This window comes from Paenibacillus sp. FSL P4-0113, from assembly GCF_038009305.1.
Lineage (GTDB): Bacteria > Bacillota > Bacilli > Paenibacillales > Paenibacillaceae > Paenibacillus > Paenibacillus polymyxa_D.
Genome location: NZ_JBBPAZ010000001.1, coordinates 1478411 through 1502896, shown reverse-complemented (window position 1 = coordinate 1502896; position 24486 = coordinate 1478411). Strand labels below are relative to the sequence as shown.

24 protein-coding genes and 1 other annotated feature are annotated in these 24486 nt (G+C 47.2%); of the genes, 23 read left to right on the top strand and 1 reads right to left on the bottom strand.

Annotated elements, in window-relative coordinates:
* The first annotated feature begins 14 nt into the window (after positions 1 to 14).
* From mraY to MKX46_RS06085, 21 genes are all read left to right on the top strand, one after another.
* On the top strand, positions 15 to 983 hold the full coding sequence (gene mraY / locus MKX46_RS06185) for a phospho-N-acetylmuramoyl-pentapeptide-transferase (RefSeq protein ID WP_013311092.1): 969 nt from the start codon (positions 15 to 17) through the stop codon (positions 981 to 983).
* Between the two features lie 4 nt (positions 984 to 987).
* Positions 988 to 2409 carry a UDP-N-acetylmuramoyl-L-alanine--D-glutamate ligase gene (gene murD, locus MKX46_RS06180; protein ID WP_029517755.1) on the top strand — a complete coding sequence of 474 codons (1422 nt, stop codon included), beginning with the start codon at positions 988 to 990 and terminating at the stop codon, positions 2407 to 2409.
* 49 nt (positions 2410 to 2458) lie between these two features.
* Entirely contained in the window at positions 2459 to 3556 is a 1098-nt protein-coding gene (gene spoVE, locus MKX46_RS06175; RefSeq protein ID WP_029517754.1) for a stage V sporulation protein E, read from the top strand.
* A 6-nt stretch (positions 3557 to 3562) separates the two neighbouring features.
* The gene (gene murG / locus MKX46_RS06170) at positions 3563 to 4672 is read left to right on the top strand and encodes an undecaprenyldiphospho-muramoylpentapeptide beta-N-acetylglucosaminyltransferase (protein WP_340885915.1); all 1110 of its coding nucleotides are present in this window, start codon (positions 3563 to 3565) and stop codon (positions 4670 to 4672) included.
* A gap of 146 nt (positions 4673 to 4818) precedes the next feature.
* Positions 4819 to 5724: a UDP-N-acetylmuramate dehydrogenase gene (gene murB, locus MKX46_RS06165; RefSeq protein ID WP_029517752.1), complete on the top strand. Its 906-nt coding sequence runs from the start codon at positions 4819 to 4821 to the stop codon at positions 5722 to 5724.
* Positions 5714 to 7024 (top strand): UDP-N-acetylglucosamine 1-carboxyvinyltransferase, encoded by a 1311-nt coding sequence (murA, locus tag MKX46_RS06160; protein ID WP_176715673.1) that lies wholly within the window; start codon positions 5714 to 5716, stop codon positions 7022 to 7024. The genes murB and murA overlap by 11 nt, the downstream gene beginning before the upstream one ends.
* A gap of 57 nt (positions 7025 to 7081) precedes the next feature.
* Positions 7082 to 7846: a cell division protein FtsQ/DivIB gene (locus MKX46_RS06155; RefSeq protein ID WP_069010282.1), complete on the top strand. Its 765-nt coding sequence runs from the start codon at positions 7082 to 7084 to the stop codon at positions 7844 to 7846.
* A gap of 199 nt (positions 7847 to 8045) precedes the next feature.
* Positions 8046 to 9317, top strand: coding sequence for a cell division protein FtsA (gene ftsA / locus MKX46_RS06150; protein WP_039272246.1), 1272 nt, complete (start codon positions 8046 to 8048; stop codon positions 9315 to 9317).
* 67 nt (positions 9318 to 9384) lie between these two features.
* Entirely contained in the window at positions 9385 to 10509 is a 1125-nt protein-coding gene (gene ftsZ / locus MKX46_RS06145) for a cell division protein FtsZ (protein WP_013311084.1), read from the top strand.
* 188 nt (positions 10510 to 10697) lie between these two features.
* A complete protein-coding gene (spoIIGA, locus tag MKX46_RS06140; RefSeq protein ID WP_029517748.1) occupies positions 10698 to 11684 on the top strand; it encodes a sigma-E processing peptidase SpoIIGA in 987 nt (328 codons plus the stop codon).
* 105 nt (positions 11685 to 11789) lie between these two features.
* Positions 11790 to 12530 (top strand): RNA polymerase sporulation sigma factor SigE, encoded by a 741-nt coding sequence (sigE, locus tag MKX46_RS06135; RefSeq protein WP_176715674.1) that lies wholly within the window; start codon positions 11790 to 11792, stop codon positions 12528 to 12530.
* A gap of 96 nt (positions 12531 to 12626) precedes the next feature.
* Positions 12627 to 13409 carry an RNA polymerase sporulation sigma factor SigG gene (gene sigG / locus MKX46_RS06130; RefSeq protein WP_007431182.1) on the top strand — a complete coding sequence of 261 codons (783 nt, stop codon included), beginning with the start codon at positions 12627 to 12629 and terminating at the stop codon, positions 13407 to 13409.
* A 113-nt stretch (positions 13410 to 13522) separates the two neighbouring features.
* Positions 13523 to 13867, top strand: coding sequence for a YlmC/YmxH family sporulation protein (locus MKX46_RS06125; RefSeq protein ID WP_185156367.1), 345 nt, complete (start codon positions 13523 to 13525; stop codon positions 13865 to 13867).
* Between the two features lie 82 nt (positions 13868 to 13949).
* Positions 13950 to 14834: a peptidoglycan editing factor PgeF gene (gene pgeF, locus MKX46_RS06120; RefSeq protein WP_029517745.1), complete on the top strand. Its 885-nt coding sequence runs from the start codon at positions 13950 to 13952 to the stop codon at positions 14832 to 14834.
* Between the two features lie 8 nt (positions 14835 to 14842).
* Positions 14843 to 15544 (top strand): YggS family pyridoxal phosphate-dependent enzyme, encoded by a 702-nt coding sequence (locus MKX46_RS06115; protein ID WP_029517744.1) that lies wholly within the window; start codon positions 14843 to 14845, stop codon positions 15542 to 15544.
* Entirely contained in the window at positions 15535 to 15987 is a 453-nt protein-coding gene (locus tag MKX46_RS06110; protein WP_013311078.1) for a cell division protein SepF, read from the top strand. Before MKX46_RS06115 ends, MKX46_RS06110 begins: the two co-directional genes overlap by 10 nt.
* A 7-nt stretch (positions 15988 to 15994) precedes the next feature.
* Positions 15995 to 16252 carry a YggT family protein gene (locus tag MKX46_RS06105; RefSeq protein ID WP_029517743.1) on the top strand — a complete coding sequence of 86 codons (258 nt, stop codon included), beginning with the start codon at positions 15995 to 15997 and terminating at the stop codon, positions 16250 to 16252.
* 8 nt (positions 16253 to 16260) lie between these two features.
* The gene (locus tag MKX46_RS06100; protein ID WP_029517742.1) at positions 16261 to 17043 is read left to right on the top strand and encodes a YlmH family RNA-binding protein; all 783 of its coding nucleotides are present in this window, start codon (positions 16261 to 16263) and stop codon (positions 17041 to 17043) included.
* A gap of 171 nt (positions 17044 to 17214) precedes the next feature.
* Positions 17215 to 17724 (top strand): DivIVA domain-containing protein, encoded by a 510-nt coding sequence (locus MKX46_RS06095; protein WP_023989434.1) that lies wholly within the window; start codon positions 17215 to 17217, stop codon positions 17722 to 17724.
* Positions 17725 to 17891: 167 nt separating this feature from the next.
* Positions 17892 to 18173 (top strand) — a binding site (T-box leader).
* Positions 18174 to 18251: 78 nt separating this feature from the next.
* A complete protein-coding gene (gene ileS, locus MKX46_RS06090) occupies positions 18252 to 21341 on the top strand; it encodes an isoleucine--tRNA ligase (protein ID WP_029517741.1) in 3090 nt (1029 codons plus the stop codon).
* Positions 21342 to 21526: 185 nt separating this feature from the next.
* The gene (locus MKX46_RS06085) at positions 21527 to 21874 is read left to right on the top strand and encodes a DUF5665 domain-containing protein (protein WP_029517740.1); all 348 of its coding nucleotides are present in this window, start codon (positions 21527 to 21529) and stop codon (positions 21872 to 21874) included.
* A 22-nt stretch (positions 21875 to 21896) separates the two neighbouring features.
* Here MKX46_RS06085 and MKX46_RS06080 read toward each other — a convergent pair whose 3' ends face one another.
* Positions 21897 to 22631 carry a TraR/DksA C4-type zinc finger protein gene (locus MKX46_RS06080; protein ID WP_029517739.1) on the bottom strand — a complete coding sequence of 245 codons (735 nt, stop codon included), beginning with the start codon at positions 22629 to 22631 and terminating at the stop codon, positions 21897 to 21899.
* A 235-nt stretch (positions 22632 to 22866) separates the two neighbouring features.
* Between MKX46_RS06080 and lspA the strand changes: the two genes are divergently transcribed.
* Together lspA and MKX46_RS06070 are read left to right on the top strand one after the other, a co-directional pair.
* Positions 22867 to 23364: a signal peptidase II gene (gene lspA / locus MKX46_RS06075; RefSeq protein ID WP_029517738.1), complete on the top strand. Its 498-nt coding sequence runs from the start codon at positions 22867 to 22869 to the stop codon at positions 23362 to 23364.
* 1 nt (position 23365) lies between these two features.
* A complete protein-coding gene (locus MKX46_RS06070) occupies positions 23366 to 24337 on the top strand; it encodes an RluA family pseudouridine synthase (RefSeq protein WP_029517737.1) in 972 nt (323 codons plus the stop codon).
* The last annotated feature ends 149 nt before the right edge of the window (positions 24338 to 24486 follow it).

The following is a 24486-nucleotide window of genomic DNA, read 5'->3' as shown; positions in this document are numbered from 1 at the left end:
AGAGGGAGACTCCCATGGATATTCAATTATTACTGCTGACGATCGTCGTATCGTTTATACTGGCGGTCATTGCCGCTCCACTGCTCATTCCGCTGCTGCGGCGAATGAAATTTGGCCAGCAGGTCCGGGATGACGGGCCACAAAGCCATCTTAAAAAGATAGGTACGCCTACAATGGGCGGTATCGTGATTCTGGTGGCTTTTACGCTGACCTTTCTTAAGTTTTCAGCTATCAAAAATACGGACTTTTACGTTCTGCTGGTTGCTACGCTCGGCTTTGGGCTGATCGGCTTTTTGGACGACTATATCAAAATTGTATTCAAACGCTCGTTAGGCCTGACGGCGCGTCAAAAGCTGTTTGGACAATTATTGTTTGGCGCGATCATGTGCTGGCTTCTGCTTAGCAATGATCATAGTACTGCGATCGGCATCCCTGGAACGTCATGGTCATTTGATTGGGGCGGCTGGTTCTATTATCCGTTCATCATTATCATGATGCTGGCAATTAGCAACGCTGTCAATTTCACGGATGGGCTGGACGGGCTGCTGTCCGGTACAAGTGCCATTGCCTTTGCTGCTTATGCCATTGTCGCGATTCAGGCAACCTCGCTTCCGGCAGCAGTATGCTCAGCAGCTATGATCGGCGCTGTACTCGGATTTCTAGTATATAATGCTCATCCTGCCAAGGTGTTTATGGGTGACACAGGCTCGCTGGGAATCGGCGGCGCCATAGGTGCCATTGCCATCGTTACGAAAAGCGAAATTTTGTTTCTCATTATCGGCGGTGTATTCGTAATTGAAATGCTGTCCGTGGTCTTGCAGGTAGCTTCCTTTAAAACACGTGGCAAGCGTATTTTCAAAATGAGCCCGATTCATCATCATTTCGAGCTGTCCGGCTGGTCCGAATGGCGCGTAGTTATTACATTCTGGGCTGTAGGACTGCTGTTGGCAGGACTCGGACTTTATCTCAACAAGGGGTTGTAGACCAATGAACCATCCAGACGCATACAGAGATCAGGAAGTCGTCATTATCGGTCTGGCCAAAAGCGGCGTGCAAGTTGCCAAGGTGCTGCACCAGGCCGGAGCGAAGCTGACAGTCAATGATAAAAAAGATAGGGAACAATGTCCCGAAGCTTCTGAATTAGAGGCTTTGGGAATTTCCGTTTTATGCGGGGGTCACCCAGAGGGGTTGATTCATCATGGAGTGAAGCTGGTTGTCAAAAATCCAGGCATTCCTTATACGGCCCCTCCCGTACAGAAAGCTGTCGAGCTCGGCATTGAGGTTGTGACCGAGGTTGAGGTCGCCTACCATCTATGTAAAGCTCCGATCATCGGAATTACTGGCTCCAACGGAAAGACGACCACGACCACTTGGGTAGGCAAGCTGTTGGAGGCATCCGGCATGAATCCAATCGTGGCTGGTAATATCGGTACGCCCTTATGTGAGGCGGCTGTGGACGCCAAGTCGGATGAGTGGATGGTTGTGGAGCTGAGCAGCTTTCAGTTAAAAGGAACAAAGGATTTCAAGCCCGCTGTGGCCTGCCTGCTCAATGTAGCAGAGACCCATTTGGACTACCACGGAGGCATGGAGGACTACGTTGCATCCAAGGCGCGTCTATTTGCCAATCAAACGGCGGCGGATACTGCGGTGGTGAACTGGGACGACCCCGTCTGCCGGGAGCTGGTACCCTATATAAAAGCGAAGCTGCTTCCGTTCTCTATGACAGAACGTTTGCAGGAAGGGTTGTTCGCTGATCCGCCATACATACCGGATGTGACGGACGATATTGAACGTAGCATCGTATACCGCGATGGAAATGGTGTGCTGCATCCCATTATAGGCATAGCTGAGATTGGACTTCCGGGTCGTTTTAACGTAGAAAATGCTCTTGCTGCCTGCGCAATCGCCATTGCTGCAGGCGCAGAACCAGCAAATTTGGCGGAACCATTAAGTACTTTTCGCGGCGTAGAACATCGGCTTGAATATGTTTTAGAACACGCTGGTGTAGCTTATTACAATAATTCCAAAGCAACCAATTCGAAAGCAACGATGATGGCCTTATCTTCCTTTAAGCAGCCTATTGTACTCATTGCCGGAGGATTGGATCGTGGCTCTGATTATACAGAGCTCGTACCTTCTTTACAGGAAGGTGTGAAAGCCGTTGTGCTCCTGGGTGAGACACGGCATAAGCTGGCTGAGCGGGCCAAGCAGGCCGGAATAGAGCATGTCAAGGTCGTCGATAATGGGGAGGATGCCGCCGCTACGCTCGTGGAGGCTGTGAACAAGGCTTCTGAATTTGCTGAGACGGGAGATGTGGTATTACTCTCACCCGCCTGTGCAAGCTGGGATATGTTCCGATCCTATGAAGAGCGTGGACGTATTTTTAAAGAGGCGGCGCATAAATTGTAAGTAGGGGGGTTGGATAAGCCCCTACTTTTATGCAAGGGGTGGCCTCCTGATGAAGCAGTCTCGTCCAGCGCCGGATCTATGGCTTTTCGTTTGTATTGTAAGCTTATTAGCCATCGGCATGGTTATGGTATATAGTGCGGGCGCCGTCCTCGCTTTTCACGAGTACGGGGACTCCTACTATTTTGTTAAGCGACAATTGCTGTTTGCGGGGCTCGGCCTAGTAGCGATGTACTTTACTGCCAGAACGGACTACCGGGTCTGGCAGAAATATGCCAAGGTCGTATTGTTGATCTGTCTAGCGCTGCTGGTTGCCGTATTAATTCCCGGCATTGGTGTAGTAAGAGGCGGGGCACGAAGCTGGCTCGGTATTAGCTCTTTCGGCATTCAGCCTTCCGAGTTTATGAAGCTGGGTATGATTCTTTTTCTCGCTCGTTGGCTCAGTCGTCCTGATTATGATATTAGCTCTTTTACGCGCGGCCTGTTGCCGCCGCTTGGACTCATGGGACTGGCTTTTGGGCTTATTATGCTCCAGCCCGATTTGGGCACAGGTACGGTAATGATGGGAGCGTCCATGCTCATCGTATTTACGGCAGGCGCGCGTATGAAGCATCTCGGTCTGCTAGCTCTGTCGGGAGCAGCGGGGTTTGCTGCACTGATTGCAGCTGCGCCTTATCGACTCCAGCGCATCACAGCTTTTCTGGACCCTTGGTCCGATCCGCTTGGCGCAGGCTATCAAATTATTCAATCGCTATATGCGATTGGTCCTGGCGGGCTGGCGGGCTTGGGACTCGGCATGAGTCGACAAAAATATAGCTACGTTCCTGAGCCGCAAACTGATTTTATTTTTTCCATTTTGGCGGAGGAGCTTGGCTTTATCGGTGGAATGACGGTGCTGGGGCTCTTTTTGGTTCTCGTGTGGAGAGGAATGCGTGTCGCTATAACCATTCCGGATACCTATGGTAGTTTGCTTGCGGTGGGTATTGTCGCAATGGTTGCCGTACAGGTCGTCATTAATATTGGTGTCGTTATCGGTTTAATGCCGGTGACAGGAATAACACTGCCCTTAATCAGCTATGGAGGTTCTTCTCTGACCTTAATGCTAACTGCTCTGGGCATTTTACTAAATTTATCACGTTATGCGAGGTGAACGTTTATGCGCGTCGTGTTGAGCGGCGGCGGCACCGGAGGGCATATTTATCCGGCGTTGGCCGTAGCCAGACAGTGCGAAGAAATTGATCCAGACGCTGAATTTTTATACATTGGCGGTCAACGAGGACTCGAAAGTAAGTTGGTTCCTCAGGAAAAAATTCCATTTGAGGCTATTGATATCACAGGATTTCGTCGCAGCTTGTCTGTGGAAAATATAAAAACGATCATGCGTTTTTTCAATGGGGTTCGCAGATCCAAAGCATTATTAAAGAAATTTAAGCCAGATGTCGTTATTGGAACTGGGGGATATGTATGTGGCCCCGTCGTTTATGCAGCTTCCAAGTTGGGAATTCCCAGCATTATTCATGAGCAAAATGCAATTCCAGGGCTGACTAATACATTTCTGAGTCGCTATGTGGATACAGTGGCTGTTAGCTTTGAAGGCTCAGAAGGAGCTTTTCCCAAAGCTAAAAATGTACTTTACACCGGGAACCCGCGTGCTACAACAGTTCGTTTGGCTAACCGGGATCGGGGATTTGCTACGATTGGGGTTCCGATGGACAGCTCAGTTGTCCTTGTGGTCGGTGGCAGCAGGGGAGCGAAGGCCATTAATGACGCCATGATTGCAATGGCTCCGCAACTTTCGCAACTGAAAGACGTCCATTTTGTATATGTAACCGGAGAATCTTATTACGAGCAAACGCTGGATAGCATACGGAATCAGATCGGCTCATTGCCCAATCATCTACATGTGCTTCCCTATATTCACAATATGCCAGAGGTGCTGGCCTGTACTTCTTTAATTGTTAATCGTGCAGGTGCGTCCTTCTTGGCAGAGATTACATCGCTCGGCATTCCGTCCATTCTGATCCCATCACCTAATGTGACGAATAACCATCAGGAGGCTAATGCTCGTACCCTTGAAAAGGCAGGCGCATCCGTCATGATTGTAGAAAAGGAACTGAGTGGCCCGGCCCTGTTTCAATCTATAGCGGGAATTATGAAGGATAAGGCATGGCGGAGTCGCATGGCGGAGTCGGCGTCTGCGCTTGGCAAGCCTGACTCAGCGGATATTTTAGTAAAAGAAATGGAGCGTCTTGCCCGTAAAAGGTAGTTTGCAGCGTAGAATTGGGCGGTTGTCACACACCGGATGGTATTTACATAGGATACCCTATAGATTGTGACCATCACTCAGGCTGCCGGTTGTCAGGTGAGAGCCTTATAACCATGCGGGGCAAGCAACAAGGAGGTTTCAGTACAATGCAGCAATGGATGCCATTATTAGCGGAGCATGATATCGGAAAAGTGCTGGAGCATGAGCCGCTGTCCAAATATACGACATGGAAGATTGGAGGCCCTGCGGATGCACTTGTCATCCCGGATACCAAAGAGCAGCTGGCAAGAGTTTTGAAGCTGGCTAGCGAGCACGGAATTCCCTGGATGCAGTTGGGGCGGGGCTCCAACATGCTCGTCTCTGACAAAGGGATACGGGGACTTGTGATCAAGCTGGGACCAGGATTTGATTATGTTCATTTTGAAGATGAACAGATCGTTGCTGGAGGAGGCGTTTCACTGGTCAAACTGTGCGTTATGGCCAGCAAACAGGGCCTATCCGGTCTTGAATTTGCTGGTGGTATCCCAGGATCGGTCGGTGGGGCTGTCTACATGAACGCCGGTGCCCATGGGTCTGATGTGTCACAAATATTCCAGTCCGCTGAGATTGTGCTGGATACAGGGGAATTGGCTGTGTACGATGCCGAGAATATGCATTTCAGCTATCGTCACTCCGTGTTGCATGAGCAACGTGGAATGGTGACAGAGGCAGTGTTTCGGATGAAGCGGGGCGACCGCGAGGAAATTTCAGCAGCGCTTGCGGCTTTTAAAGACCGCCGTCGGCTGACTCAGCCGCTACAGTTAGCTTGTGCAGGAAGCGTGTTCCGCAATCCTCCAGGAGACTATGCTGCCCGTCTTATTGAGAGCGCAGGTCTCAAGGGCTTGAAGGCGGGAGGCGCAGAGGTATCTGTACAGCATGCCAATTTCATTGTAAATACCGGTCAAGCGACAGCAGAGGACGTGCTTACCCTAATGAAGCATATTCAAAGTACAATATCATCTCAAACCGGCATCAAGCTAGTTCCGGAGGTTTTCGTAGTGGGTGAGCGGTAAACTCGGAGGTGATACATTGGACAAATTGGTGATTGAGGGAGGCCGTCCCCTGTCAGGCACCATACGTATCCATGGGGCAAAAAATGCGGCACTACCTATTCTTGCAGCGAGCTTACTTGCACAAGGTAAGGTAGAAATTCGGAATGTGCCCCATCTTTTAGACATTAAGGTCATGCTGCACATCCTTGAAAGACTCGGCTGTACATGCCGACATGAAGAGGAAACGGTATACGTGGATACGTCGTCCGTCCGAACGTTCCAAATTCCGGAAGATTTGATGAAGCAAATGCGCTCATCTATCTTTCTGATGGGACCGCTGCTCGCCAGATATGGAGAAGTTTCTATTTACCAGCCCGGAGGCTGTGCCATAGGCGAGCGCAAAATTGATCTTCACCTAGAGGGCTTAAAAGCTCTTGGCGCAGAGATAGAGGAAAAAGACGAGCAAATTACGTTTCGAGCCCACAAGCTGATCGGCTCGGACATCCACATGGATTTCCCGAGTGTAGGTGCAACGGAAAATATTATGATGGCCGCTGCGTTGGCTGAAGGACGAACAACGATCACCAATGCAGCGAGGGAACCGGAGATTCAGGATTTACAAAACTTCTTGAATGCCATGGGAGCCCGCATTATCGGTGCTGGAACCGACACGATTACAATTACGGGGGTCAGTTGCCTCAATCCGTGTACGTATGAGGTCATTCCTGACCGCATAGTTGCTGGAACGGTTATGATCGCAGCTGCAGCTACACGAGGAAGTGTGTCGTTGACACACTGCAATCCATCCCACTTGTCTGCTCTGATTCATGTCCTCAGGCGGGCTGGTGTTCAAGTCGGCATCTTGAATGATATAATGACCGTAAGTTGTATGAGTCGTCCCAAAGCAGTGGAGAGGATCGTTACCTCCCCTTACCCGTCTTTTCCAACGGATTTGCAATCTCAGGTCATGGTTCTGCTTTCTTTGGCGGACGGATTCAGTGTCATGAAAGAGACCGTCTTCGAAAGCCGATTCAAACATGTGGATGAACTAAATGTAATGGGTGCTGATATTACGGTTGATGCAAATGCTGCCTTTATAAGAGGAGTTTCACGTCTGTACGGGGCTACGGTAGAGGCTACCGATCTGCGGGCAGGGGCTGCGCTGGTCATAGCGGGTCTAGCGGCTCAAGGACGTACCGTTGTCGAGCAGGTTCATCATATTGACAGAGGGTATGACCGGATCGAGCGTCTTTTTCAGGGACTGGGTGCCCGAATGAGCCGTCAGTCTCCGGTGCCGGAGCAACTGGATTTCGTAAATTAATGCCTGTAATGTCCCTCCATTAACGGGGGGACAAAAGGGCTTTTGTGGAGAGAAGCTATGCCAAATGCTCAAATACCTGTTCTTAAAAAGAACAGAACGAAAAAAAGAACAAGCCGAAAGATTGCTATTCTTCTCATTTTGTTGTTTATCGTATTGCTCGCTGTTCTCTTTTTCCGTTCTTCGTTGAGTCGGGTTTCTGAAATTCGTTTTGATGGTAATGTATTTTCGACCCGAGACCAGCTTCTTAACCGAAGCGGTCTGGCTGTTGGAGATCAGTATTTCGGAGTCAGTTCATCTGACATCTCTGAGAAGTTGCGAGAAATTCAATCGATACAGCAAGTCACAGTGGACAAGCAGTTTCCGGGTATTATTGCTATTCACATTAAAGAGTTTGCTACGGTCGCTTACGAGTTGCAGAGTGACGGGAGCCTTCGTGCTATTCTAGCGAATGGGACAAGCGTGGGCGTGGGGAGTAGCGGAATAGCCGTTGAGAAGCCTATTTTGACCAAATGGAAATCTGATGATCCGTACAAAGCAAAGCTGTGTGATGCTTTATCACGCATTCCGGGGGAATGGACTGCCGATATTTCGGAAATCATTCCTGCGCCGATTCCTTCTTTTCCGGACCGCATCAAAATGTACACACGTTCCCAGTTTGAGGTTATAACAACCGTTTCTCTACTGAATTCTAAAATCAGCTATTTGAATCAGGTGCTAGAAACAGAAGATCCAGGTTTGATCACCATGTTGGAGGCGGATTCCTACGTTCCGTTCAAACCAGATACGAGTGAAGAGAGCCAAGAAAAAGATACTACTCAGTGATGTGAAAAAATGCTAGAATTGATTTTATGGGTAATAGACTTGCCTCCTTCTTTTTTCTTCAAATTTTTATGTGACTGCAACCATAAATTGGCTTCTAAAAAATTTGTAGAAAAAAGAGGGAAAGCATGGAGTTTGTTGAATATGTACAGAGTGTGTTTAAAGAACGAAATTCATTTTGGAGTCAGGAGGTGCCACAGACTTGAGCAACAATGACATCATTGTTAGTTTGGACATCGGTACATCCAAAGTTCGGGCTATTATTGGGGAAATGAATAATGGAACCTTTAATATTATTGGAGTTGGATCTGCCGACTCGGAAGGGATTCGCAAAGGTGCAATTGTAGACATTGATCAAACCGTGCAATCAATCCGTAACGCCGTGGATCACGCAGAACGCATGGTTGGTATTCAAATAACAGAAGTGTATGTGGGGATTTCAGGCAATCATATTGGCCTGCAAAATAGTCATGGCGTAGTAGCCGTGTCCAACGAGGACCGTGAAATCGGTGAGGAGGACATTGAGCGTGTACTGAAGGCAGCTGAAGTTATTGCCGTACCACCGGAGAGGGAAATTATTGACGTGGTAGCCAAGCAGTACGTCGTTGATGGCCTTGAAGGCATTCAGGACCCTCGCGGTATGATTGGAGTTCGTCTCGAAGTAGAGGCTACGATTGTTACTGGAGGCAAGACCCCGATACATAATCTGTTGCGCTGCGTTGAGAAAGCTGGCTTGAGGATTAAAGATCTGGTCTTGCTGCCTCTTGGAGCCGGACAATTGTCTCTTTCGAAGGATGAAAAGGTGATGGGTTCAGTTCTGGTGGATATTGGTGCAGGTTCTACGAATGTTGCCATTTTCCAGGAAGGAACGATTGTTGCCACATCAACACTTCCGATTGGTGGAGAGTTTGTAACCAATGATATTGCCTACGGACTGAGAACCCTTACCGATCAAGCCGAAAAAGTAAAGCTTAAATACGGCTGCGCATGGTATGATGATGCGGCAGTCGATGTCGTCTTTAAAGTGACACGTATCGGCAGTAATGTGGATAAGGAGTTTAACCAGCAGGATTTGGCTGCTATTATTGAGCCGAGAGTGCAGGAAATTTTTCAACTCATTCAGGCGGAAGTTAAGCGCTTGGGTTACACAGAGCTTCCGGGAGGTTATATACTTACCGGAGGCACCGTCTCCATGCCTGGTGTACTTCAGGTGGCACAAAGCGAACTGGCCGCTTCCGTAAGGATCGCCGTACCTGATTTTATCGGTGTAAGGGATCCGGGCTACACGAGCGGGGTTGGAATCTTGCATAATGCTATTCGTTACTATCGCGGAAGATCGACTAGCGTTAGCAACAGTGGCGGAAGTGCCAAGAAGCCGACTAACCGAACCAAAAGCAGTAGTCCCGTTGCGGAAGGTGAGCAAAAGCAGGGGTTGATTGAACGATTAAAAAATATGTTCAGTGAATTTATATAACGTTCATTGCTAATTATGCCAATCATGGACGGGCCATCCATGCACATTGAGGGGGAGATGGAATAGTATGTTGGAATTTGATTTTGAAATGGAGAGCTTGGCTCAAATTAAAGTGATCGGCGTCGGAGGCGGCGGCAGCAATGCGGTTAACCGAATGATCGAAAATGGTGTTCAGGGTGTGGAGTTCATTACAGTCAATACAGATGCCCAAGCACTTCATTTAGCGAAGTCTGAGCATAAGCTTCAAATTGGCGATAAGCTGACCCGCGGTCTGGGTGCCGGCGCTAACCCAGATGTGGGTAAAAAAGCGGCTGAAGAGTCGCGTGAGCTCATTATGAATACGCTCAAAGGTGCGGATATGGTATTCGTAACGGCGGGAATGGGTGGCGGTACAGGAACCGGAGCGGCTCCTGTCATTGCTGAAATTGCCAAGGAATGCGGCGCGCTGACCGTAGGCGTGGTAACCCGACCGTTCACGTTTGAAGGGCGTAAGCGCTCCAATCAAGCTGAACTTGGTATTGAGGGATTAAAAGAAAAAGTAGACACTTTGATTGTAATCCCGAATGACCGCTTGCTTGAAATTGTGGACAAGAAAACCCCGATGTTGGAAGCATTCCGTGAAGCGGACAATGTTCTGCGTCAGGCGGTACAAGGTATTTCAGATTTGATCGCTGTACCGGGTCTAATCAACCTTGACTTTGCTGACGTTAAGACGATCATGACGGAGCGTGGCTCCGCTTTGATGGGGATTGGCGAAGCAACTGGTGAAAATCGTGCGGCTGAAGCAGCACGCAAGGCGATCATGAGCCCGTTGTTGGAGACATCCATTGAAGGTGCTCGCGGTGTGATTATGAACATCACTGGCGGCAACAACCTGTCTCTGTATGAGGTTAATGAAGCAGCTGAAATTGTAACATCGGCTTCCGATCCGGAAGTAAACATGATTTTTGGTGCTATCATTGACGAAGAGTTGAAAGAAGAGATCAAGGTTACCGTCATTGCCACTGGCTTTGAAGGCAAGCCAAGTCAACCAGCACCGGGACGTAAACCGGCAGCTAACCCGGCTACTTCTGAATCGGCGGAAAAAGGCTCTCCTAACTTGCGTCCATTTGGTAACACTCAAAGCAGTGATCAATTAGACATTCCTACATTTTTACGTAACCGTTCGCGCAATAATAATAACGATAACTAGTTTCAATTCAGACTGCCCGCATTCTCCCTGGAGATGCGGGCTTCTTTCTGTTTTCCGTATCCTGCAGTTCAGGTGCTTCTCCTCTTTCCGACAAAATTAGTCGGTCACCGTCCCCACCGTTAGACAGACTTTGAACAGCATGACTACTATACTTAAGCCTATCCTGCAAACGCTGGGCGGGTGAAGCCTTGGTTGTTTATATCGACTTGATTTTTTTGGCCAATTTGTTCATTGATGCTGTGCTGCTGATGGTCACCGCTTGGATGAGAAAAATCCGTCCGGTGTGGTGGAGGTTGATGGCTTCAGCTGGAATCGGCGCAATGTACGTGGTCATGATGTTTGTGCCGGAACTGTCCTTTTTATTTACGTTCCTGATCAAACTGGCATTATCGGTCATAATGCTGCTGGTGGCTTTTGGATTTGGCAGCATGCAAAAGTATCTTCGTACAATGGGTGCCTTTTACATGATCAATTTTGTAGCTGCAGGTGGCATTTTGGGGATGCATTATTTTCTCCAAAATACGGGGGAATTGTTTAATGGCATCTGGTACACCGCTTCAGGAGGAATGTCTTTTGAACTGAAAATTGCATTCTGGTTTATTTTATGCGCATTTGGCGGAGTGATGCTTTTCTTTCGAATTGTGCAGTCCTCAAAGCAGCGCACAGAAAGGATGAGTGGGTTTCTGGGACAAGTGCAGGTGTGGATTGGGCAGGATCATATTGAGTGTACAGGCTTGTTGGATACAGGTAACCAGCTCCATGATCCTTTGACCCGAACCCCGGTGATGGTCATGGAGGCAGCATTGTGGGAGTCGTATTTGCCCGCTTCCTGGCTCCAAAAATGTTCTGAGGGTAATGCTGACCAACTGGTGATGGAACTGGGAGACGAATCGTTTAGCTGGCAGGATCGTGTTCGTCTCGTCCCCTATCGTGGAATTAACCGCAGTCATTCCTTTATGCTTGCCCTTAAACCAGACCGGGTAGAGGTGGTGATGAATGGGGTTCATTTTGTACATCATCGAGTGTTGATTGGCTTGGACGGGGGAACATTGTCGGCAGAGGGGAAGTATCGCGCCATCATCCACCCGGATGTGACGGCACAAGAAGGGGGCAGTGCTGATACCAACCAGAAACGAGATGCACATTTGAGTGAACATTTTACAGAATCAGGATGATGGAGCATAACACAAAATGATGTTTGAAGGCGACAAGAAATATCCAATGGTGAAATGCACGGAGCACAGCAGGAATTGCACTATTTTCAAAAGGGGGAGAATGATATGCGGGAACAGATGAAATTGAAGATGAAAATTAGGCTAGCGTTGCAACTGCAATATTATCGTATTTTATTTTTACTTGGGCTGAAAAGTGAAGAAATTTATTATATTGGCGGCAGCGAGGCGCTCCCCCCACCGCTGACGAGAGACGAAGAAGAATATTTGCTGGGAAAACTTTCTTCTGGAGATGCGGCAGTACGGTCGATGCTAATCGAAAGAAATTTGCGGTTAGTCGTATATATTGCCCGCAAATTTGAGAATACGGGCATCAACATTGAAGATCTCGTATCCATCGGTGCTATTGGACTAATCAAAGCGGTTAACACTTTTGATCCGGAGAAGAAAATCAAACTTGCCACCTATGCGTCCCGATGCATTGAGAATGAGATTTTGATGTATTTGCGTCGCAATAGTAAAACAAGAACGGAAGTTTCTTTTGATGAGCCTCTGAATATTGATTGGGACGGTAACGAGTTGTTGCTTTCCGATGTGATGGGGACGGAAAATGATACCATTTACCGTAATATTGAAGAGCAGGTAGACCGTAAATTATTGCATAAAGCACTGGATAAGTTGACGGATCGAGAGCGTTTGATTATGGAGCTGCGCTTCGGCTTACAAGACGGAGAAGAGAAGACACAGAAGGATGTTGCTGACCTGTTGGGTATCTCGCAATCGTATATTTCGCGTCTGGAAAAACGAATAATAAAGCGCTTACGAAAAGAATTTAATAAAATGGTATAATGCATGGGTATATCCGGAAGCGATGGAAACGGCGAATAAAAAAATGCCCTCAGGAGATAATGTACATTAATGTTGCTCCTTGGGAGGTAAGACACGATGACCCGAAACAAAGTGGAAATTTGCGGTGTGGATACCGCCAAACTGCCGGTATTAACCAATGCAGAAATGCGCGAGTTGTTCACATCACTTCAGCAAAATAATGAACGATCAGCCAGAGAAAAATTGGTCAACGGCAATCTCCGACTCGTCCTGAGTGTGATTCAACGATTTAACAATCGGGGAGAGTTTGTGGACGATTTGTTTCAGGTAGGATGTATCGGCCTAATGAAGGCGATTGATAATTTTGACCTTTCGCAAAACGTAAAGTTCTCCACTTACGCGGTGCCGATGATTATCGGAGAGATCCGCCGTTATTTGCGGGATAACAATCCGATCCGTGTATCCCGTTCGTTACGGGATATTGCATATAAGGCGCTTCAGGTGCGGGACAGTCTGACGAATCTGAACTCGCGGGAACCAACGATTTTTGAAATTTCAGAGGCACTGAATGTGCCTAAAGAAGATGTTGTGTTCGCGTTGGATGCAATTCAGGATCCGGTTTCGCTGTTCGAGCCGATATATCACGACGGGGGCGACCCAATCTATGTGATGGATCAGATCAGTGATGACAGAAATAAAGACGTCTCATGGATTGAGGAAATCGCTCTGCGGGAAGCGATGCATCGCCTGGGCCAGCGTGAAAAGATGATATTGTCTATGCGTTTTTATGAAGGAAAGACGCAAATGGAGGTTGCCGACGAAATCGGTATCTCTCAAGCCCAGGTTTCAAGATTAGAGAAGTCGGCTATACAGCAAATGCAAAAACATGTAAAGTCCTAATGAAATGAATGCTTGAATGATTCAGTGACAAAAACGATCCCGGTGCGGATCGTTTTTGCGTTTACAGGACATTTTTTCGGCTCTTTCGCTCATATAGTGAATTAAAGGATGTGATGCGTGTGAGTGCACCGGAAACGTCAGTAAGAGCCATGAAAATTTCCGAGTTTCAAACCAAGGATGTCATTAACATTGTAGATGGGCGACGTCTTGGACAAATCAGTGATCTGGAGATTGACGTACGACAAGGGAAAATTGAAGCTATTGTGGTTCCGGGCAGCAGTCGATTCATGGGCTGGTTTGGAGGGGGAAGCGAATTGGTTATTCCGTGGCGCAACATTGTGAAAATTGGTTCGGATGTTGTGCTTGTTCGATTGGAGGGATTGCATGAGCCACCGGATGAAAGGGAGGAAAAGCCGTATATCGAACGTCAGGAGCGGAATGACCGACGGGTCTTTTGAACAAGAGGGACACGTAATTTAGTATGTTGTGAAGACACAGCGGCGGCTTTTTGGTACACTGGGCAGTAGAGGTGAGAACAAAATGGAACCGTTTATAGTGAATACCGAGGCTACGGGGACTATGCCAATGCAAGATGGCGGACGTCCCGTACCGAAGTTGTTATATATTCAATCTTGGGAGCGGCAGGTTCAGGGATTAACAGCGGGTTTTACAGGTCGTCATGGTGGTGTCAGTGAGGTGCCCTACGCTAGTCTAAACTGTGCGTTTCATGTAGGGGATGACCCCGAGAAAGTCATTCGTAACCGGCGGCTCATTGCAGAGCAACTTGGTTTCGCTGCTGAAGCGTGGACGTGCGGTGAACAGGTTCATGGTCATCATGTTGCTGTGGTCAAGGCTGCTGACCGCGGGCGGGGCTTTCTGGATCGTGCATCCGCTTTTCAGGACACAGATGGACTATTGACGAATGTACCTGGCATTTTGCTGACGTCTTTTTATGCAGACTGTGTACCCTTATATTTTTGTGATCCAGTGCGCCGTGTGATTGGGCTGGCGCATGCAGGCTGGAAGGGAACCGTTGCGGAAATTGCATTGAAAATGGTACAGACCATGCAAAACGAATATGGATCTCAGCCGTCAGATATACTAGCAGCTATTGGTCCTTCCATTGGTTCTGAATCCTATGAGGTGGATGAGCACGTGATGAACCGAATTCGGGTTTTGGAGCATGATTGCCCGGGTAATGATAAATGGGAAGGTTGTGTTTACTTCCCCTTAGCCGACGGTAAAACACTACTTGACTTGAAACAATGCAATCGACACATTATGATGAAAGCAGGAATATTGCCGAGCCATATCGAATGTACTACCTTATGCACGAGTAGCCGTAGCGATTTGTTTTTTTCATATCGCAAAGAAGGCGGCGTCACAGGAAGAATGGCGAGTTGGATTGGTCTGGAAGAGAGGTGAGTCCTCCCGTGTCTTTGGAGGAACGAATTAAAGAGGTGAATGCCCGTGTAGAAGCGGCATGTGCCCGAAGCGGACGTTCGCGTGATGAAGTAAATGTGATCGCTGTCACGAAATATGTTTCGGCGGCGACAATGACATCGGTATTGGATAGCGACTTAGAGCATGTGGGCGAAAATCGCTGGCAGGATGCTGCGGATAAATGGAGTAAGCTGGGTGACCGGGGAACGTGGCATTTTATTGGTCATCTCCAAACGAATAAGGTTAAAGATGTAATTGGAAAATTTAAATTTATACATTCGCTTGACCGCTTATCACTCGCTCAGGAATTGGATAAGAAGGCAGCTGCTCTGGGACTGCGAGTTAAAGCTTTTGTGCAAGTCAATATTTCTGGGGAAATGTCCAAATATGGCTTGTCCTCTGAGGCGGTTGTCCCCTTTTTGGAACAAATTCGCGAGCTGGAACATGTGGACGTGATTGGCTTGATGACAATGGCTCCTCATGAGGAAGACCCGGAAAAAACTCGGCCTGTATTTCGGGGATTGCGTGAATTACGGGATAGGTTAAATGGACAAGCCTTGACCAGAGAACCCATCGTTCACTTGTCTATGGGGATGTCCAATGATTTTGAAGTGGCGGTTGAAGAAGGAGCGACCTGGTTGCGGCTTGGTTCCGTACTGGTCGGACGAGAGGAGGATTTCCATTGGGCGTAATGAATAAGTTCATGAACTTTCTGGGGCTTCAGGAAGAAGAGGAAGTTATAGAGCGAGAGGTTATGAATACGCCGGAAGATCAAGAAATTGAAACCCCAAGCTTTGATAAACGTAAGAACCAGAAGGGCACTAATGTTGTCAGCATCCATTCACAGAAAAATGTGAAAGTTGTCCTGTATGAGCCGCGTTCTTATGATGAAGCACAGGAAATTGCCGACCATATCCGTTCCCATCGCACCGTCGTTGTCAATTTGCAACGAATTCGCAAGGATCAGGCGCTACGCATTATTGATTTTTTGAGTGGTACTGTGTATGCATTGGGTGGTGGTATTTCCAAGGTCGGGAATAATATTTTTCTGTGTACACCAGATACGGTTGAGATTCAAGGCTCTATTACGGAAATACTGGCTGACACTGAACAAGAACTTAACAGAATGAGGTGAACTTTTCTTGATCGAGGTAATTTACTGGCTATTTCAGATTTATTCGTACATGATCATTGCATATGTTCTACTGTCATGGCTTCCTAATGCCAGAGAGAGTGTGATTGGTGATTTACTAGCCAAGTTTGTGGAGCCGTATTTGTCTCCTTTTCGCAGGTTTATACCGCCAATCTTCGGGATGATTGATATTTCACCTATCGTTGCGCTGATTGCTCTGCGTTTTGCGTCGTACGGTTTGATTTCTTTAATTGGTAAGCTCGTCTAGGAGGAGTTATGCGAACTGAGATTTATGAGCATTTTCACCCGGATGAACGGGATTATGTGGATCGTGCTTCCGAATGGATCAGTCATGCGGGGGCTTATCATGAGCAGAAGCTGACTGATTTCTTGGACCCGCGCCAACAGTACATATTGGAGACACTTGCTTCGAAGGAAGACAAGGTCACGATTAGGGTAGATGGCGGATACATGGCTTCGGAACGAAAGCGGGCGCTGATTGCGCCCGATTATTCGTATTTGGACGGTGAGGAGATGGGGATTCAGGTCCTTTCCATCACATCTGACGATCTTAAAATAGGTACCCTTGAGCACGGTGATTATCTAGGTGCCCTACTGGGACTTGGAATCAAACGTGGGAAAATTGGAGATATTCATGTACTAGATGATGGGTGTCATGTATTGGTAGCTTCAGAGATCGGTAATTTTATGACGATGCATTTGCAGCAGGTACACCGTGTTCATGTATGGACAGAACTATTGCCTGTAGCGAGTCTGCGAACGAAGGAAGTTGCATTAGAGACGCTAGACCTGACGGTCGCTTCTTTGCGTCTGGACGGTATTGCTAGCGATGTGTACAAGCTAAGCCGCAGTAAAATATTAACACCGATTCGGGCGGGACGGTGCAGGGTAAATTGGAAGGTGGAGGAGAATCCATCCACTCCACTTAAAGCTGGAGACGTTATTTCCATGCAGGGTTTTGGGCGTTTCAAAGTGCTTGAAACAGACGGGATGACAAAAAAGGGAAGATTCCGTGTCAAAATTGGTAAGTTTGTATAGCTGTAGGCAGGAATCACGAGCTTTCTGTCGAAAGAATTAAGCTATAGCGAAGAACTGGAACGATTTTGCTCTGTACAGTATTCACAAAACGGGGTATGATGACCGATAGATGATAGTGAGCGTCGTGACGCGGAAAATGTATTTTTGTCAATCTTATAGGAGGTGGACGGCATGCCATTAACGCCATTGGATATACATAACAAGGAATTTGCCCGCCGGCTTCGCGGTTATGATGAGGATCAGGTTAATGAATTTTTGGATCAGGTGATCAAAGATTACGAGGGCGTTATTCGTGAAAATAAAGAACTGAGCACCGAGTTGTTGAACGTACAGGAGAAGCTCGATCATTTCGCGACCATTGAGGATACGCTGAGTAAGACGATTATCGTAGCGCAGGAAGCCGCAGATGAAGTTCGTAACAACGCCAAGAAAGAATCCCAACTGATCGTGAAGGAAGCGGAAAAAAATGCGGACCGTATTGTGAACGAAGCATTGTCCAAATCCCGCAAGATCGCGTTGGAGGTTGAAGAGCTGAAGAAGCAGGCATCGATTTACCGAGCACGGTTTCGTACACTGGTGGAAGCACAGCTTGACTTGTTAAGCCAAGACGGCTGGGAAGCTCTTGAAAACCGGGAACGCGAAGTACTGGAGCGCGAGCGTGAGATGAAGGAAATTTATTAATTTCATTTCTGACAAGCTTTTATTAGACGTTGTTAGGGTTGACTTTTCACTTTAAACAGGCTATAACTGTAAATACTATACTGAATTCAATGATTATCCGTCCGTCGGCTGATGGTTGTTATTCAAGGTAACGATGTTGCTGTTTAATATTCGATGAATTTAACATGTTTAATTCGTTGATGGGAACGAGTACGTCATGATTTGTCCCTCAGAGAGTTGGCCTTCCGGTGCAAGCCAACGTTCAGAACATGACCGAAGATCCTCCCGGAGAAGTGAGCTGAAGCGCTTAAGATGTATGGCGTGTGTAAGCAATCACCGTTTGCCATGCGTTATAATGGCGCCCTGCTGTAGTTGAGTGGGGCTCAGAGAGCCGTGATGAGACTGTATTTTTAGAATGGTCTATTTTTACGGAATCAGGGTGGTAACGCGAGCACAGTCTCGTCCCTTTACAGGGATGGGGCTTTTTTGTTGCTTTTTTTAGGAAATGCTAGGGAAATCAATGATGAGCAGAGAGGGAGTATGACAGTATGAACAGAGTGGATGTTAAAGAAAAAGCACGGTCCCGTGACCTGCGCATCCTGAGCAAATGGAAGCAGGAGGACACATTCCGTAAATCCATTACAAATCGTGAAGGAAAGCCAAATTTTGTGTTCTATGAGGGCCCACCAACAGCTAACGGTAAACCGCATATCGGTCACGTGCTGGGCCGTGTAATTAAGGATTTTGTGGGCCGCTATCAGACAATGAAGGGATACCGCGTCGTACGTAAGGCAGGCTGGGACACGCATGGCTTGCCGGTAGAATTAGGTGTACAGAAGCAACTGGGGATCTCCCATAAACCTGAAATTGAAGAATACGGCGTTGAAAAGTTTATAAAAAAATGTAAGGCGAGCGTGTTTGAATACGAGCAACAATGGCGTGATCTAACCGAAGCGATCGGATACTGGACAGACCTCGATAACCCGTACATTACATTGGATAATAACTATATCGAGAGCGTATGGAACATTTTGGCGACCATTCATGAAAAAGATCTGCTGTATCGTGGTCATCGTGTGAGTCCGTATTGTCCGGATTGTCAGACAACGCTAAGTTCTCATGAAGTAGCGCAGGGCTACAAAGATGTAAAGGATCTGAGTGCCACGGCCAAATTCAAGCTGCATAGCAGTGGTGAATATGTACTGGCTTGGACGACAACACCTTGGACCTTGCCGAGTCACGTGGCGCTTGCCGTCAACCCTGAACTGGAATATGCACGTGTGAAGCAGGAAGACGGTGTATACATCGTTGCTAAAAATCTGGTTGAAGACGTCATTAAAGGCGAGCATGAAGTAATTGGCACGCTATCTGGTTCAGAACTGGTTGGCCAAACCTATACCCCGCCATTTACGTATTTTCAGGCTGAGAAGGGTAATCAGATTCTGGGTGCGAAGTTTGTAACAGATTCCAGCGGTACAGGTATCGTTCATATGGCTCCAGCGCATGGTGAAGATGATTACCGGGTATGTCGTGAAAATGGTGTTGAGTTCATCAACGTGGTGGATCTTCAAGGTAACTATGTAGAGGAAATCACTGATTTTGCAGGTCGTTTTGTGAAAGACTGTGATGTAGATATTGTAAAAATGCTGTCCGAAAAAGGCCTGCTGTACAGCAAGGAAAAATACGAGCATAGCTATCCGTTCTGCTGGCGTTGCGATACTCCATTATTGTACTATGCTATGGACAGTTGGTTTATCAAAACAACTGCGATCAAGGATCAACTGATTGCCAACAACAGCGAAGTCGAATGGTATCCGGGTCATGTACGTGAAGGACGTTTTGGCAAGTTTTTGGAGGAACTGGTGGATTGGAACATCAGTCGTGATCGCTATTGGGGTACACCGCTAAACATCTGGGTTTGTGAGGAAACTGGAGAACAGTTTGCTCCGCATAGTATTGCTGAATTGAGGGAACGTGCGATTGGCGACGTACCAGCGGACATCGAGCTGCACAAACCATATGTAGATGATATTAAGGTTCGTAGCCAATGCGGTAAATACGAAATGACTCGTACACCGGAAGTGATCGACGTATGGTTTGATAGCGGCTCCATGCCGTTTGCACAGCATCATTATCCTTTTGAAAATAATGAAACGTTCGAGCAACAATTTCCGGCAGATATGATCTGTGAAGGGATTGACCAAACTCGTGGCTGGTTCTATAGCTTGCTTGCGGTTTCGACTATGCTGACTGGCAAAGCTCCTTATAAAGCTGTCATGGCGACAGGCCATGTACTGGATGAGCAAGGGCAGAAAATGTCCAAATCAAAGGGTAATGTTATTGATCCGTGGGAAGTGATTGACGAGTATGGTACAGATGCTTTCCGCTGGGCATTGTTGTCCGATAGTGCACCATGGAATAGCAAACGTTTTTCCAAAGGAATCGTAGGTGAGGCTAAATCGAAGCTGGTAGATACGCTTGTGAATACACATGCTTTTCTGACCTTATATGCGGATATCGACGGATTTGATCCGGCACAGCACCCGTTCAAACCATCGGCTCATAAGTTGGATCGCTGGATTTTGTCCCGTCTGAACAGCCTGATTTTGGTAGTGGACAAAGCGCTGGCTGTAAATGACTTCCTGAACTCATCCAAAGCAATTGAGTCGTTTGTGGATGAGCTGAGCAACTGGTATATCCGTCGTTCACGCGACCGATTCTGGGGCAATGGTCTTACAGAAGATAAGCTGGATGCATACCGTACACTGACTGAAGTGCTGTTAACGACTGCCAAACTGCTTGCGCCGTTTACACCACTGCTTGCAGAGGATATTTACCTCAACCTGAGTAACGGGGAAAGTGTTCATCTGGATGATTATCCGACTGCCAATGAATCCTTGATCGATCTGGAATTGGAACGAGATATGGAAACGGCACGTCGTGTCGTTGAATTGGCGCGTAACGTCCGCAACGAAACGGGTTTGAAAACGCGTCAACCGTTGTCCGAGTTGATTCTATCCATGGATCAAGATTTTGAACTGAGTGGCTATGAGGAGATCATCAAAGATGAGATTAACGTGAAGCATATTCATGTTGAGACGGACGATAGCGGCTTTGTAGATTTTACACTGAAACTGAATTTGAAAGTAGCAGGCAAGAAATACGGCAAAAATGTCGGTTTCCTACAAAACTTTTTCAAAGGAATGTCTGCTGAGGATACCCGTACTGTTGTAGAACAGGGAATGTTAAATGTCGCTTCTCCAGAAGGTGAAGAGCTACAAGTTACAGCTGAAGAATTGCTGGTAGAGAAAAAAGCGAAAGAAGGCTTCGCTTCTGCTTCCGGTTATGGCTTAACGGTAGCGTTGAACACGGACATTACACCGGAGCTGGAGCAAGAGGGCTGGGTACGTGAAGTGGTTCGTGCGGTACAGGATTACCGTAAAAAACTGGATCTGCCGATTGAAAAGTATGTGGCATTGACGTTGGATGTAGATAACGAGCTGCGCCAGGCCATCGCAAGCTTTGACACTGTGTTGCGTGAGAACGTATTGGTTACGACTGTGACATTTGGTCAAGCCGAACCGGCAGAACATGTGGAAGTGAACGGTAAAACCATCGGCGTTCATATTGGGGAATAATTACAAGCCCCCTGTCCCATAATACAATAACAGGCAGCATATAAAAACGAGCCTAAGCATCGGAAACGGGTTTTCTCCGTTACGTGCTTCGGCTCGTTTGCTGCGTTCAGGGCAGCCATGGGAAAAGGGGGATTGTGCACATGACGGCACGATCAAGGCGTAGACAGAAGAGGAGTCTCCGAGGGATGAACGGAGAAGGAGCTGCCATAGCCACAGATAAAAGCAAAATAGGTAATCAGACAGAGCGATTAAGTCGTGTTGAAAAGCTGATACGTGCTGTCTCAGAGCAGATGGAACGGACACGTATTGCAGATTACGCTTTGCTGTTGAATAAGCCTTGGCGATTGCTCTGGCTAAATCTAATATCAGGCGTTTCCCGGGGAATCGGCATTGCGCTAGGTTTTACTTTTTTTGCCGCTACCATTATTTATGTGCTGCAAGTGCTCGGAGCGTTGAATTTGCCGATTATCGGTGATTATATCGCTGATATTGTACGGATCGTACAACGACAATTGGAGCTTACTACCTATTAGGAAGCGATTTCCACCTTGAAGTTCACGATTCGTCTTCGTGCGTATCCGGCTCCAGTAGACCTTCGCCCTCGCCATCTTCGATATAACGCTGATAAATGGAGCTGCGAATAACAGATACATTTTGTCCATAAATGTCAGTAGCAACAAAGCTTTCGTATGGTTCTACGAAGCCCATATTATCGTCGCCTGCTTCAATTCCCATATCATCATAACTGTGGATTTCTCCGCTTTCGGCCATGGCTGGGGTGTTAGATGTACCCCAATTTTCGACGATCTGCCAGGCATCTTCACCGTCGAAGCCATTTTGATCATCACGCTCATCCAGACTCGTTCTGCCGAACGAGGGAGCGAGAAATTCTTCCTCCACTGGGCGGCGGTTAGACACTTCTGTTTCGGGACTGTACTCTTTGCAGTAAATGGTATAGGGAACAGCCAGTAGCCGTTCATAGGGAATAGGTTTACCGCTGGCGGCGCAAATGCCATAGGTCCCCTTGTCCATTGCCATCAAGGCTGATTTGATACGTTCCAATTGAAACTCATCATGCTCCAATAAGGAAATATCTTTGGCTCGCTCGTAGGTTTCGGTAGCCAGATCGCCTGGATGGTTATCAATGGGAGAAAGCTCACCGGTTTGATCGCGCTGTGAATCACCGAGTCCGTAATGGTCGTTGTTTTGCAAGCGATGCTCAATTTCCTTTTTGCGTTCCAGCAGTTCGTTACGCAGGCCCTGCAATTGTTGCTCCGTCAATGGGGACATGGAATCCTCTCCTTGTTCTAGGTTTCATGCGTATGCGTTGTGTCGAGTATGCTCCTTGTAGTTTGCACCGGGAAGACCTCTTTTACATAGGAAATTCTAATCAAATGCGAAGGAGTTCATTTTATGGATGGTCTGTGCTTGATAGCTTGCGGGTTTCGTGGACGATCTGAGAACGCTTATGCTACAATAAATGGGTTCAACAACGGATATAAGCGGATCGGAGTGACGAAGGACTGTGATTTATTTTGGTATTGCGCTAATAATTTTTTTGATTGATCAGGGAGTCAAATATTTGGTGGCTACACGAATGGAATTGTACGAACAAATACCAGTCATCGGCAATTTCTTTTTAATCACCTCCCATCGTAATCGTGGAGCCGCTTTTGGGATTTTGGAAGGTCAACGTTGGCTTTTTATCGTGATTACAATTGTAGTGGTGATCGGTATCGTCTGGTATCTGCGAAAAACAGTTAAGGCTGGACAAAAGCTACTTCCTGTTGCGCTAAGTTTAGTGCTGGGAGGAGCAGTCGGTAACTTTCTGGATCGGGCTATTTCAGGGGAAGTGGTTGATTTTGCGCAATTTAATTTTGGAAGCTATACGTTCCCCATTTTTAATGTGGCAGATTCGGCAATTGTCATCGGTGTAGCATTGATTATTTTGGATACATTGCTGGAATCGCGTCGGGAAAAGGGAAATGGCAATGGCAATGATAGCATCGAAGGGAAGTCATAGCATGAGCGAAGTGAATGAAAATGGCGAAGCCGCAGGTCTGTCTTATGAGGACGAACTGGAGGGTGAATCTCTGGAATGGACAGCGGCTTCCGGGGATGCCAAAACGCGTATTGACAAATATATCGCCGAAGAAATGAAGGAAGTGTCTCGTTCTCAGATACAGCTGTGGATCGGAAATGGTCGTGTGCTGGTGAACGGTACGACAATTAAGGCGAACTACAAGCTGGCTGAAGGAGACCGGATTGTATTATCAGTACCGGAAGCAGAAAGTGTAGATATTGTTCCAGAGAATATTCCGTTGGATGTCGTTTACGAGGACTCGGACGTTATTGTTATTAACAAGCAACGTGGTCTGGTCGTGCATCCTGCACCGGGACACTCTTCGGGAACATTAGTTAACGCACTGATGTACCACTGTCACGATCTTTCGGGCATTAACGGGGAATTACGTCCTGGTATTGTTCACCGTATTGATAAGGATACATCAGGACTGCTGATGGCGGCTAAAAATGATCAGGCTCACGCATCACTTGCAGCACAGCTTAAGGATCATAGTGTGACTCGGAAATATATAGCCTTAGTTCACGGTCATTTGAGCCACGATCAGGGAACGGTAGATGCTCCGATTGGCCGTGATTCGGGTGATCGCAAATTGTTTACAGTGACGGAACGTAACAGCAAGCATGCCGTCACCCATTTTCTCGTCATTGAACGATTGGGGGATTATACCCTCCTTGAACTTCAATTGGAAACAGGACGAACACATCAAATTCGTGTTCACATGAAATTTATTGGACACCCATTGGTTGGTGACCCTATGTATGGGCGCAGCAAAGGGGTTCGTATGGATGGTCAGGCGCTGCATGCGGCGGTACTGGGCTTTAAGCACCCATCCACTGGAGAATACATGGAATTCAGCAGACCGATTCCTCCTGATATGGAGGATGTGTTAGCATCCTTGCGTAGTCGTTAAAACAATGGTGATTTGCATTCCTATTCACAAACCTGAATAAATTATTAAGTTAAACCGCCTAAATGGCGGTTTTTTTATTGTGAGACAAGGCATGGGTAAAAACAACTATGGATAATTATACAATGACATTGTATAATTATTAGAGTGCT